11 protein-coding genes are annotated in these 12364 nt (G+C 37.5%); 1 reads left to right on the top strand and 10 read right to left on the bottom strand.

Translation table 11 applies throughout. From position 1 onward, the window contains the following. Positions 1–22 precede the first annotated feature (22 nt). The 7 genes from J7E63_RS14400 to J7E63_RS14370 form a co-directional block, all read right to left on the bottom strand. Positions 23–748 (bottom strand): RibD family protein, encoded by a 726-nt coding sequence (locus tag J7E63_RS14400; protein WP_215013381.1) that lies wholly within the window; start codon positions 746–748, stop codon positions 23–25. A 133-nt stretch (positions 749–881) separates the two neighbouring features. Then, complete coding sequence (locus J7E63_RS14395) at positions 882–1712, bottom strand: SDR family oxidoreductase (RefSeq protein WP_215013379.1); 831 nt, start codon at positions 1710–1712, stop codon at positions 882–884. Positions 1713–1762: 50 nt separating this feature from the next. Then, positions 1763–2503, bottom strand: a complete 741-nt coding sequence (locus J7E63_RS14390; protein ID WP_214999165.1) for an SDR family oxidoreductase — start codon at positions 2501–2503, stop codon at positions 1763–1765. 628 nt (positions 2504–3131) lie between these two features. After that, the gene (locus J7E63_RS14385) at positions 3132–3773 is read right to left on the bottom strand and encodes an SDR family oxidoreductase (protein ID WP_251032837.1); all 642 of its coding nucleotides are present in this window, start codon (positions 3771–3773) and stop codon (positions 3132–3134) included. Positions 3774–3881: 108 nt separating this feature from the next. Beyond that, positions 3882–5030 (bottom strand): MFS transporter, encoded by a 1149-nt coding sequence (locus J7E63_RS14380; RefSeq protein WP_251033536.1) that lies wholly within the window; start codon positions 5028–5030, stop codon positions 3882–3884. Between the two features lie 171 nt (positions 5031–5201). Continuing rightward, positions 5202–6260, bottom strand: a complete 1059-nt coding sequence (locus J7E63_RS14375; RefSeq protein ID WP_215013375.1) for an NAD(P)-dependent alcohol dehydrogenase — start codon at positions 6258–6260, stop codon at positions 5202–5204. Between the two features lie 290 nt (positions 6261–6550). Continuing rightward, positions 6551–7912, bottom strand: a complete 1362-nt coding sequence (locus tag J7E63_RS14370) for an MATE family efflux transporter (RefSeq protein WP_215013373.1) — start codon at positions 7910–7912, stop codon at positions 6551–6553. A gap of 201 nt (positions 7913–8113) precedes the next feature. Here J7E63_RS14370 and J7E63_RS14365 point away from each other — a divergent pair, with 201 nt between their 5' ends. Then, positions 8114–8659, top strand: a complete 546-nt coding sequence (locus J7E63_RS14365; RefSeq protein ID WP_215013371.1) for a TetR/AcrR family transcriptional regulator — start codon at positions 8114–8116, stop codon at positions 8657–8659. A 293-nt stretch (positions 8660–8952) separates the two neighbouring features. On the opposite strand, the gene J7E63_RS14360 is transcribed toward J7E63_RS14365, so the two are convergent. The 3 genes from J7E63_RS14360 to J7E63_RS14350 all read right to left on the bottom strand — a co-directional run bounded on the left by J7E63_RS14360 (position 8953) and on the right by J7E63_RS14350 (position 12340). Beyond that, positions 8953–9918, bottom strand: coding sequence for an aldo/keto reductase (locus tag J7E63_RS14360; protein ID WP_215013369.1), 966 nt, complete (start codon positions 9916–9918; stop codon positions 8953–8955). A 129-nt stretch (positions 9919–10047) separates the two neighbouring features. Beyond that, complete coding sequence (locus J7E63_RS14355; protein WP_215013367.1) at positions 10048–10893, bottom strand: aldo/keto reductase; 846 nt, start codon at positions 10891–10893, stop codon at positions 10048–10050. Between the two features lie 301 nt (positions 10894–11194). Then, positions 11195–12340, bottom strand: coding sequence for a low temperature requirement protein A (locus J7E63_RS14350; protein ID WP_215013365.1), 1146 nt, complete (start codon positions 12338–12340; stop codon positions 11195–11197). Positions 12341–12364: the final 24 nt, after the last annotated feature.

Raw genomic sequence — 12364 nt, 5'->3', positions numbered from 1 at the left:
CTTTTTTTAATGTAAAAGGTTATTAATCCCGTTTTGTATCATACTTCATCCATAACCCACCATCGTCCAGTTTTTCTATTTCCTTTAAAAAGAAATTTACTGGTTTGGGTTTATTGAGAAAAGAACTCGTTTCAAATAGCGTCACAGAGTTAGATGCAGCATCTGCGATTGGAACTAAAACGAGGCTTAATTCATCAATTAACCCTTCATTTAAAAAGGAGCCATTTAGAAAGCCTCCACCTTCTAACATTAACTTATCGATGGAAAATAGCTTTTTTAGCTTTTCCACTACTAGACTAAAGTTTAATCGCTCTTTTCCGCCGAAAATAAAAGAAATTCCTATCTTTTTTAGATGTGCCAAATATGCATCAGATACTTGCTCCGTAAGGACTTCTACTATATGGTCCTCCGATCTGTACTCATTCCATGGTTTAATTGTATTTTCCGTCCATCCTAATTTCCCAGAGGTGTCCACTGCTACGACATATGTTTTAGCATCTTTATTTGCTACGTAATCAATTCTAGGGAACGTCTCAATGTTTTCTTGTGCTAAATCTAATATATTTCCGAAAGTAAAGTGTTCCTCCATGGTAACCCTGCCACACATCCATGCTTCGCTTTCGTATCGTCCATGTATTTTTTCGTATTCATCTGTAAAATATGCTGCTCGTTTCACTTTCAAATAATCTCCAATGATTTTCCCATCCAATGAAGTTAGCATGTGACAGATTATATATGGTCTTTCCAATGTCATTACCCCTTCTTCAGCTTTCCAACTAGTGATGGATAAAAGCTCACACCTTAATAAAAGGTTGATTGAAATTTACTGGGGACTAAAATGCCTCATTTCTAATTGAGACAGCATTTTGAGATTCCTTTCATTATTCTTCTGGTTTTAGTGGTCCATAAAAATAGGAAGCCGTCGCTCCACCGTCAATAAGGAAATCAGACCCTGTGATGAAAGCTCCCTGCGGCATCATCAGCAGCTCAGCCACATTTGCAACCTCATCAGCTGTTCCTGGTCGTCGGGCAGGGCACTTGGCAAACATATTCTTATAGAACTCTCCTCTTGGACCATTGAACTCGTCTATAGCCAATGGCGTTACGATAATCCCTGGAGAAATGGAATTGATACGAGCGTCTTTTTCTCCCCAGCGTATAGATTCAAACATAACACGCTTTACATTGCACCGTTTCGCCATTTGATAAGCGTGCAACGTATCCTTGATATTTTCTGGCCGAAGGATTTCCAAACTAAGGAGTTCTTCAGTTGGTGTCGTTGCTAGTTGTTCATCAATTTCAACTCCCAATTGAGGCATTCTATGTCCAGACTGACTGGATATTGTTACACCAACGCCTCCAGGAGCTATGACCTTTCCTACTTCCTCCATCAATACTGCAGTTCCGTACAAATCCACCTTCAAAATTGTTTCAATAGGTGCCTGACTAGGTGATACGCCAGCTGCATTGATAAGAGCAGTGATTTCACCATACTTCTGACCTTCTGCAATCAAATTTAAAATAGATTCTCTGGAAGAAATGTCCGTTTCGACAGGTACCCCATCAAATCCAGCTTCTTTCATAATTTTTGTAATAGCCTTGGCATTATCTAGGTTCTTATCACCAACAATAATTTTCTTACCAAAACCGATTCTTCTAGCTATCGCCATGCCAATCTGTCCAGCACCTGTCCAAAGTACAACATCTTTCATTGTATTTCCTCCTTATTTTTATTCTAGGTTCAAGTTAATTTAAAATCGTCTTACCGTTCCTGTGATGTTGGACGGATGATCATTTCATTAATTGCTACATCAGCTGGCTGTTCAATAGCAAAAGCAATGGCACGGGCTATTGAATCAGCATCAATCGCACCTTCATAGATTTTATCGATACCTGGTTTCAGATCCATATCTGTAATTGAATTTGTTAATTCAGTCGCAACTGCTCCTGGTGAGATAATGGTGGAACGAATATTGTTTCCAGCCTCTTCTTTACGAAGACCTTCCGAAATAGCACGTACAGCATGCTTCGTTCCAGCATAGACAGTACTACCAGCTCCTACAACGTGCCCTGCTACAGAAGAAACGTTAATAATATGACCTGATTTTTGTTCCCTCATCGTTGGAAGAACAGCAGCAATAGCATAAAGTACGCCTTTGATATTTACATCTATCATCTTGTTCCAATCATCCACCTTTTTCTTATAAAGAAACGAATGTGGCATGACTCCTGCGTTGTTGACTAAAACATCTATTTTTCCAAACTCTTTAAGAGTTAACTCGGCCAGCTCTTCCATTTGTTCATGAGAAGTGACATCTGTTATCTTATAAATTGCTTGACCACCACTATTTTGAATCTCTTCTTGCAATTTCTTTAAACGATCTTCACGGCGAGCTGCTAAAACCAATTTCGCACCCCTAGATGCAAGTTCCTTTGCAGTAGCCTCGCCAATCCCACTAGAAGCACCAGTAATGATAACAACTTTTTCTTGAATATTAGACATATTACATACCATCCTTTCAACAAAAAATAAATATTAATACATTAATGAACTCACGTCTATTATTATAAATAGATATAGGATACTTACAATTGTTAAATCAACGCAAATTGTTAATTAGTGAACAAATCAATATAAACTGTTAATTATCTTTTAAATATTTGGTGACTTTTCATGACTTAAGTGAATAGAAGAATCCAATATTCAATAATCATAAAAAACTGTAATCCTAACTTATTGACGTAAGAAAACCGCCTCTACAAAAGCGGTTTATTTTCCAAAGAGTCATTATCGTCTTGCATATATAGTAGTACGTTTAAATGGTACTTTTGCATTTGGAACATTTAAAGCATCATTCATAATTGTATTTTATTGATTAATAAAGACCACTCAATCTTTTCTTGAATACACCAAATGATTCCAATTAACAATAATAGATTTACCTCTATCATGGTTTGTATACATATGATAATAAACACTTTGATAAGATTTGTTCATTATTAGACAAAGTAAATAAATTTATCAATTATCTTTAAGAAAGTTTGTTGATTCTATATTGTATAAAGCGGAGGAAAGCAAGGCAGTGATAAGATTAAGACACTTGATTCCCCAAGTTTTAGTGCTATATTTTTTAATAAAACACTGGTTTATCGCCTTCCGTATTTGGTTTACTAACACCCCAACTGCGACGAACACCCCATTCTGGAGATTCGGCTATTTTGACAACCAAAGCGGCAATACTTTTGCGGGAAACCTCGGTTCCCAAGAGAGGTTCACCCTTTTCCGTTATTTCGTAATCCACTTCGTTTTTGTTGGTGAACCAAGTACATCTTAAAATAGTATAATCAATATCTGAGGCTTCAAGAACGCTTGCGGCTTTCCGCCAATGTTCCATTCCTTTGCCAACCATATACTTATTCCATTCCCCGAACTTGCCAGGTACTTCATCATAAATTCCTAAAATATTAATAAAAATACCCCTTTTAACACCAGTGGCATTCATTGCATCGATTATATTTTGAGTTTTTTGAACAATATCAGAGCCACCAATATTAGCATACACAACATCTTGCCCAGCCATCGCTTCTTTCAACTTAGAAACATCATTCACGTCACCTTCTATGACACGTTCCCGACCTAGATCAACGATTTTTAGTCTTCTTGAGTTACGTAGATAAAGTGTCAACTGAGCATCAGTTTCCTTTAGAAATAAATTAATAGCATTACGTGCAACTTGGCCATTTGCACCAAGGATTAAAACATTAGTCAACATAAACCCTCCTCCATATTTTCAGAGTGTAAATTGATGAATAAGCTGCCCTATAAAAAAGTCGAGCAACGCATATTAAGTTTTTTTCTTTTTAAAATTTATCATTATTTATCATCCATTATTAATTGCCGACTTGGCATTCGTTGAGAACGAACGAGAAAGAATAAAGAGGACAGCAGCACACACGACTGATGCTGCACTAATCCAAGTGATTGCCATAATCGTTAAACTTCCAACAGCAATTCCTCCGATACCTGCTCCCGCAGCAAAGCCAAGTTGAACGAATGAACTGTTCAGACTAAGGACAATTCCAGATGCTCCTGGAGCTAGCGACACTAGATTAAAGTTCTGAACCGCCCCAAACGTCCAACAAGCTATCTCCCATAGCATTAATAGGATAACGGTGGCAACTACCCATCCAGAACCACCAAGGGACAACAATACCATAGCAAGAACTTGGATGAACATAGATCCTATAAGTGTGCGGAATGCACCAATTCGATCTGCAAAAAGCCCGCCTGTTTTGGAGCCAATCACACTTGCAATGCCCATTGCGAAGAGAATGAAACTTATTTCAAACTTTGGCGGAATAACAGCAGTCAGAAAGGGTGTGATATACGTATCAATAATCGAAAATCCAATAAAAACAAATAAAGTGACACAAAGAGTGACTGCGAGCTGCGGATTTTTCAAGAAGGCTAGTCTCTCGCCCAGAGATATGGCTCCTCCGCCTTCCATGTCTGGAATCGTTCGAGCGACAACGAAAAGTGCGAGTAAACAGAAAATGCCGATAATCCAGAAGATTGTCTTCCAATCATATGACGCAGCAATAATGCGTCCGATGGGAACTCCAAATACAAGGGATGAGCTAAATCCCATCGAGATGTTGGACATCGCCCCTCCTTGCTTCCCAGGGGCAGCTAGCTTCGCAGCAATGTCATAGGCTGTGACAATAAACATTCCTGTTCCGACCCCCATTATGACACGAGCTGCCATTAGTAAACCGAAGCCTGGAAGAGTGATCGTTGATATGATGCCAATCAATATTATGGTAAGAGCCAATAATAATTGCTTTCGTTGTTTCATTTTTGCAATAGCAATCATGACAATAGGTGTTCCGATTGCGTTAGCGAGTGCGAATGCAGTAACTAGCTGTCCTGCAGTGGGTATTGAGACATTTACTGAATGAGCAATTTTATCTAACATACCTACTATTCCAAATTGCGAAGTGCCTACAAAGAAGCTAATGAGTGTCAGCATGTATATCTTCCAAGAATTATTCATTAATGTTGTATTTCAACTCCTTATTAATCATTATTATTATGTGTTTCAACTTCGCTTTATAATGATGTCCCAAATGAAACGCATTCCATTTCCATACCAAAGATGGGTCAACCAATTGATTAACCCATCTTTCATTAGAGTAGACTATTACAATGTAGACATGTCGATAACGAAACGATAACGTACATCACTTCGAAGAACACGCTCATATGCTTCGTCCACTTGTTCAGCATTGATTACTTCAATCATTGGTGCAATGCCATGCTCAGCAGAGAAATCCAGCATCTCTTGTGTTTCCCTAATTCCACCAACATTCGAAGCGGCAATACTGCGACGGCCAGCGAATAGGGAGAAAACATTGTACTGATCTGGCTTGTTTGGTAAACCTACATTTACAAGTGTTCCATCTACGTTAAGAATGGATAGATACGCATCAACGTCGATATTCGCAGACACTGTGTTTAAAATAAGGTCAAATTGTCCTGCCAACTCAGTGAATGTAGCAGGATCACTGGTTGCATAATAATGATCTGCTCCAAAACCAAAGGCTTCCTCTTTTTTATTCATAGTCTGGCTTAGGACAGTAACTTCAGCACCCATAGTATGAGCGAATTGTACAGCTAGGTGGCCAAGACCTCCCATTCCTACAATCGCTACCTTTTTACCTGGGCCGACATTCCAATGTTTCATAGGAGAGTACGTTGTGATACCAGCACACAATAATGGGCTTGCCACAGCTAAATCCAAGCCGTCAGGAATAAGGACAACAAACTTGTCCTTTACAACGATTTTTTGACTATATCCACCGTATGTTAGTTCACCATCGTAGCCAATTGAATTAAATACTACGACAACACCCTTCTTACAAAATTGCTCCTCACCTCTAAGGCAGAATTCACATTCTCCGCAGGAGTCAACAAAGCAGCCAACACCAACACGGTCACCAACAGCGAATTTTGTAACTTCTGATCCTATGGCTGTCACAACGCCTGCAATTTCATGACCAGGAACCATCGGGAATACGCCCCTGCCAAAATCATTGTGTGCATTATGAATATCGGAGTGGCAGATTCCACAATACTTAATATCTATTAAAACATCATCTGGCCGTAAGTCTCTCCGTTCAATTGTCGTCTTTTCAAATGCTGCTTTTGCATTCGGAACACTTAAAACACGAGTCGTAATGTTTTGATGATTATTACACATGAGCACAACACAATCCTTTCCTGTTAAAACTAAAAAATTAGAGTTACATTAATTATTATTTGGAATATAAACACCCATACCTTAATGTACATCTGTTTATTATTATAAATAGATTCATCATGCTTACAATGGTCAAATCAATGGACATTGTTAATTAATGAACAAATCGATTTTAATTGTTCATTAACTTTAAGAAAATTTTCGTTAACCAAATTGTCTTCATACGCAAAAAGAAATGGGCTACCAATACGTAGCCCACTATGCTAAAAATTATCAATTAATCTTTTTGTTTAAATTGCCTGCAACTTAGTCCACTTTTCACTTATATATCTTTGGACGAAAATCATCGCCTTGACAATCCAATCAATAAACATAGCTACCCAAGTACCGAACATTCCCATGTGGAAATAGATGCTGAAAAGATAAGCCAACGCAATACGACAGAAAAACATGGATAAAATCCCAACGTACATCGGGAATTTGGCATCACCTGAAGCACGGAACGATACAGGTAAAGTGTAAGCAAGCGGCCAAATGATGACTTCAAATGCTGCATGCCACCAAACGATTTGTGTAGTCAATGATCTTGCAGTCTCCGATAATCCATAAACATTTAATATTGATGGGAGTAAAGCAAGTACCAATGCACAGCTTATTACTTGTGCAGCATACACAATACCCGTAATCTTTTTGGTGAAATATTTAGCCTGTTCATAATCCCCTGCACCAACACATCTTGCTATAATAACAGTCAGTCCAAGCCCAATTGCCATACCTGGCAGGACTTCAAACATCACAATAGTGCCTCCCACCGCATTAGCTGCAATAGCTGCCGTACCAAAAGTAGAAACAAGGCTGAGTACAACAATTCTTCCGAAATAGAACAAGCCGTTTTCTAATCCATATGGAACACCAATGCCTAAGATTTTTTTAATCATTGACCAGTTAAATTTATGCTTTAAACTTTTCTTTATATATAGTGGCTGCTTTTTGTTAAAAGCCAATGTAATAATAATTGCTGATGCCGCAACACGTGATAGAAGGGTTGGTATCGCAACGCCTTCCACTCCAAAGTGGAAGCCATAAATAAGAATGGCATTCCCCAATGCGTGAGCAATGTTCATGGCCAACATTACAAACATGGGCAGTTTTGCATTACCCATCGTTCGAAATATAGCAGCTCCAGCATTATATAGGGCAAGGAATGGAATAGATATAGCAGTGAACATCAGATAAGTATTTGCACTTGTACGTACTTCATCAGAAATCTCCCCAAACAGTCCATTTAATATTAGTGGTTTGATTAGATAGATAATCAGCATGATGATAATAGAAACTGCACCAGCAAACCATACCAGTTGATTGGCCGCTTCTCTTGATTCTTCCATCTGCTTTCTACCCATGTATTGTCCCGCAATTACTGCCCCACCTGTTGCTAGAACAGCAAACAAACTAATAAGCAAAGCCATAACAAAGTCTACAAGGGAAACCCCAGATACTGCAGATTCACTTACGTGGGCTACCATAATGGAGTCTGCCAATCCCACCAGATATTCTAAACCTTGCTCTATAATAAGTGGCACAAATATTATGAATAAATCCCTATTTGTAAATAACTTTGTGGATGGCAACGATAAAGAATTCTGTTGCAAGTTAATCCCCCCGATTTTATTGCATATTTACATAACTCTAGTTGTTTTTAAATTAAATATTGATTCATTAATGAACAACTGTATATAATTATAAACGGATATAGGATGCTTACAATTGTTAATTCAACTCAATATGACTAGTAATGAACAAATCAATTAAAATTGTTCATTATCTTTTAAGAAAGTTTGGTGAACCTTAAAATGCCTAAAGTAGATAGAAGAATAGCCAAAAGCCAAGAAGCCATAAAAAAAGCCTTGATTGAGCTAATGGCTGAAAAAAATTTCGATGACATTACCATTCAGGACATTTCCGATCACGCAAATGTTAGCCGAGGAACCATCTATCTTCATTACGTGGATAAGTTTGATCTGCTGGATAAGCTCATTGAAGAACATATTAACGAAATGGGAGAAATCTGCGAAGCGACCTCCGCTGCAGAATATACAGAAGCGAATCTGCCTTGGTTTGAATACCTTAAAAGTCATTATTTATTCTTTTCAACGATGCTAGCGAGCAAAGGTGCTCCTTCTTTCCGTAGTCAGTTCCATAAGTTTCTCATTGGAGAGTTCAAGGATGAAGTGGATACAACAAAAGGAAAAAACCAAGGATTAAATGAAGATGTAATTCTTCAATTTATTGTTACTTCATATGTTGGGATTGTGGAATGGTGGATCACCAATGGGATGCCTTATCCACCTCAAGTCATGGCAGAACAGGTGGGACTTTTGTTAGAGAGGAATCTATAATAAGCATTGAGTGATTCCTCCTAAAAAATGACTATATCGAGTTTTTTATAAAAGAAAAACCTAAATCACAAAATAGGAGACTTCAAAAGCCTCTCTTATTTAGCGATTTAGGTTTTGTCTGAATGACCAGTAACAATCCATTTGGTTTTGCCTGTATCGATTTAGTATTTTGAACTTCTATATATAATTATAAACAGAAACAAAATGCATGCAATTGCCAAATAATCTTGTTTCGTGAAATAATTTACAAATCAATTAAATTTGTAAATTATCTTTCAATTAGCTTATTTTAATTAGAAATGTGTTTCGTCAATATCGATTTTAGATAAAGCTAAATTTAGGTTATCTAATTCTTCTTTTGTTAACTCTATATCAGCACCGCCTAAGTTTTCTTCCAGTCTGTGTAATTTTGTAGTACCTGGGATTGGAATAATAAATGGTTTTTGAGCTAATTCCCATGCTAATACAACTTGGGCAGATGTTGCATTCTTACTTTCAGCAACTTCTGCAATTAAATTTAATAACGCTTTGTTATTATTAATGACTTCAGGTTTGAATCTTCCCATGAAGCTTCTAAAGTCGCCTTCTTCATATGTTGTATCTTTTGTATATTTTCCACTCAAGAAACCATTTCCTAATGGACTGTAAGCAACAAAAGAAATCCCTAACTCTTCACATATATCAAATAATTCTTTTTCAGGTTCACGCCACATCATGGAGTATTGATTTTCTATTGCAGCAATCGGACAGACGGCATGTGCACGTTTCATATAATCAATGGGTGCATTCGATAATCCCCATGCTTTAATTTTTCCTTCTTCCATTAATTCTTTCATCGTTCCTGCAACTGCTTCTGGTTCTACATTAGAGTCAATACGATGTTGATAATATAAATCGATGCAATCTACTTTCAATCTTTTTAACGAACCCTCCACTTGTTCTCTAATGGATTCTGGTGTGCTATTTAAGATATGTTGAGGGCGTTCATTTACAATTTCTGTCCCAGTGATTCCAAATTTAGTCGCAATCACAACTTGTTCTCTTACTAGTGCAAGTGCTTCGCCCAGTAATTCTTCATTGGATTCTCCATAAACAACAGCAGTATCAAAGAAATTACAACCTAGTTCAACAGCTCTACGAATCAATTTGACCATTTCTTCACGATCAGCAGGCTTTCCATAAGCATGATCCATTCCCATACAGCCTAAACCAATCGCAGATACTCTTAAGCCGCTGTTTCCTAATTCTCTCATTTTCATTTTACTCATCTCCTAAAGAAGCATTTTCTGCCATGTGTTTAAATCATATAACCCCAAATAGCATATTTTAAATGTCGATAATCAAAAAGGAAGCAATACTAGCTCCCTTTTCGCTTCAGTCTTTATTGTTTATCTGACTAGTCCTGTTATCATTTCAACCGTTTCAGGAGCGTAATGTGAGAAGAATAAACTTTGTTCTTGATCTAGTTTCGCAATTTTATCCATGTCTTCGTTTGATAAAGTAAAATCAAAGACATCAAAATTTTGAACCATTCGTTCTTTTGTTACCGTTTTAGGAATGACAACAACATTCCGTTGAATGAGATAACGTAGGGCCACTTGAGCAACCGATTTACCATATTGCTCACCAATCTCTATTAGAGTTTCATTGTTAAAGAAATCATTTCTTCCTTCTGCAAAAGGCCCCCAAGACTCAATTTGAGTCCCGTATTTTTCCATTATTTTTTGGGCTTGTTTTTGTTGGTTAAATACATGTGTTTCGACCTGGTTTACCATTGGAGGGATTTCACTAAACTTAGCAATATCAATGAAACGGTCAGGGTAGAAATTACTTACACCAATTGCTTTGATTTTTCCCGCCTTATAATACTCTTCCATAGCACGATAAGTACCATAGTAATCATTAAATGGTTGATGAATCAACAGTAAATCAATGTAGTCTGTTTGCAACTTTCGTAAAGACTCTTCTATTGATGCTTTAGCTTGCTCATAGCCAGCATTAGAAATCCAAACTTTGGTTGTAATGAAGAATTCTTCACGAGGTATGCCACTTTTACGAATCGCATTTCCTACAGCTTCTTCATTCCCATAAGCTTGAGCAGTATCGATAGAACGATACCCCACTTCAATTGCTTCACTCACGACACGTTCACATTCTTCAAGCTCAGGAATTTGATACACTCCAAAACCTAAAATTGGCATCTTAATTCCATTAGATAAAGTAACAGTTTCCATTTACAGATTCCTCCTATATGGGATTACTAACTTTTGGCTTCCATGCAATCAAAAATGACTCTTAATTTTGTTCCCATCGATTTATTAAGTAACATCTGTGTATAATTTTAATACAAATATGAGATGCTTCAATGGTTAAATTCGGACGATTTGTTTATTAGTTCACAAATCCAATAAAATTGTGTACTAAATATAATGAATGCTATTCCTCAATCATTTCAATATAATCTTCTCATTCCTCGTTCATTAACTTTAGGAAAGTTTTCTTTTCCTACTAATACTGCCTTATAAAAAACTTTGTTCAGAGCCTATTTCCTTTATTCTTTTTTACAGACCCCGTAATAATCCCTGAAAGAATAACGAGTAGAATCGTTACGATAATTAAAGAGAAATATGTCTTCGTGAAATTAGATAGGAATCCGCATATCACTAGAATTATCCCTCCCACTACTCTGTAATATGGGACTTTCCTAGTTATATACCAGAGATACCATCCCTGCGATATAAGGTAGAGGATGGGACCACCAAACAGAAGAGTGGTCATTGATGCCGATGCCCCCGAATAAGGGTGCTCAATCACCAACTCAATTCCTACAGCAAACAAAATTAAACCTGCAACAGTTACTATTAAACCGTTCATCGCAAGTCTTGCAGCTAGAATTGGATTTGTAGTTTCCTCAGTATAATGTAGCACCAAATGTTCTGATCCACCGAAGTAAATAGCCCATAACGCTACAATCGATGCGATAGAACATATTCCTGTAAGCAGCGTGATATGATTAATTGGAGCTGCTGATATGGCTCTACCCGTCGTTACAACAATCTCTCCCAGTGCAATAATTAAGAAAAGCCTACATCTTTCAACCATATGTTCCGCATCAAATTCTACATTTTCGGATCTGAGAACACGACCAGGTAATGGATGGGCAAACCACGTTCCTAAGATGTCAATTCCTGCTGCAATGCCCCACCATATAAGCCTCTCTTCGCTATCTGCAAACGAACCTATAATCCAGAGTGGTGTAGTAGCAAGAATCCATCCAAGCATTCTTGAGTAATGAGCTTTAAGACCAGTTTCAGCAAAAGTGGTAAATAATCCATTTCCTATCTGACATACTAGAAACGGAGTTACAAATGTCCACGCCTCTACTCCAAATGCACGATGTATTGAGGCAAACATGAATAGCCCTAAAAGCATCACGATAAGCATCATCCACTGAGTCTGAGTCTTTCCGACATGTATGAATGTGGCTCCAAAGCTCGTATATGACCATACATTATATACCGCAATCAGCAGGGCTATCATTTCCGCCATACCATACCAGTTGAGATGAAGTAGTAAATGTTCTGACAGCTGGGACAATGCAAACACAAATCCCAAATCGAAAATCAGTTCAAGAGGTGAAATCTCATACTTATCTGTGGATGTTTTTACATTATCCTGCATTAACTCAATTTCCTCCTGTTAAGT

The organism is Bacillus sp. ISL-75 (genome assembly GCF_018613095.1).
Note: the sequence above shows the minus strand (reverse complement) of the source record. Positions and strands in the feature narration are given on the sequence as shown.

What these genes read in the sequence shown, in the direction of transcription:
- J7E63_RS14375 (WP_215013375.1), bottom strand. Translation starts at nt 6,260, where the DNA reads ATGTGTAATAATCATCAAAACATTACGACTCGTGTTTTAAGTGTTCCG.
- J7E63_RS14350 (WP_215013365.1), bottom strand. Translation starts at nt 12,340, where the DNA reads ATGCAGGATAATGTAAAAACATCCACAGATAAGTATGAGATTTCACCT.
- J7E63_RS14360 (WP_215013369.1), bottom strand. Translation starts at nt 9,918, where the DNA reads ATGAAAATGAGAGAATTAGGAAACAGCGGCTTAAGAGTATCTGCGATT.
- J7E63_RS14355 (WP_215013367.1), bottom strand. Translation starts at nt 10,893, where the DNA reads ATGGAAACTGTTACTTTATCTAATGGAATTAAGATGCCAATTTTAGGT.
- J7E63_RS14385 (WP_251032837.1), bottom strand. Translation starts at nt 3,773, where the DNA reads ATGTTGACTAATGTTTTAATCCTTGGTGCAAATGGCCAAGTTGCACGT.
- J7E63_RS14390 (WP_214999165.1), bottom strand. Translation starts at nt 2,503, where the DNA reads ATGTCTAATATTCAAGAAAAAGTTGTTATCATTACTGGTGCTTCTAGT.
- J7E63_RS14395 (WP_215013379.1), bottom strand. Translation starts at nt 1,712, where the DNA reads ATGAAAGATGTTGTACTTTGGACAGGTGCTGGACAGATTGGCATGGCG.
- J7E63_RS14380 (WP_251033536.1), bottom strand. Translation starts at nt 5,030, where the DNA reads ATGCTGACACTCATTAGCTTCTTTGTAGGCACTTCGCAATTTGGAATA.
- J7E63_RS14365 (WP_215013371.1), top strand. Translation starts at nt 8,114, where the DNA reads ATGCCTAAAGTAGATAGAAGAATAGCCAAAAGCCAAGAAGCCATAAAA.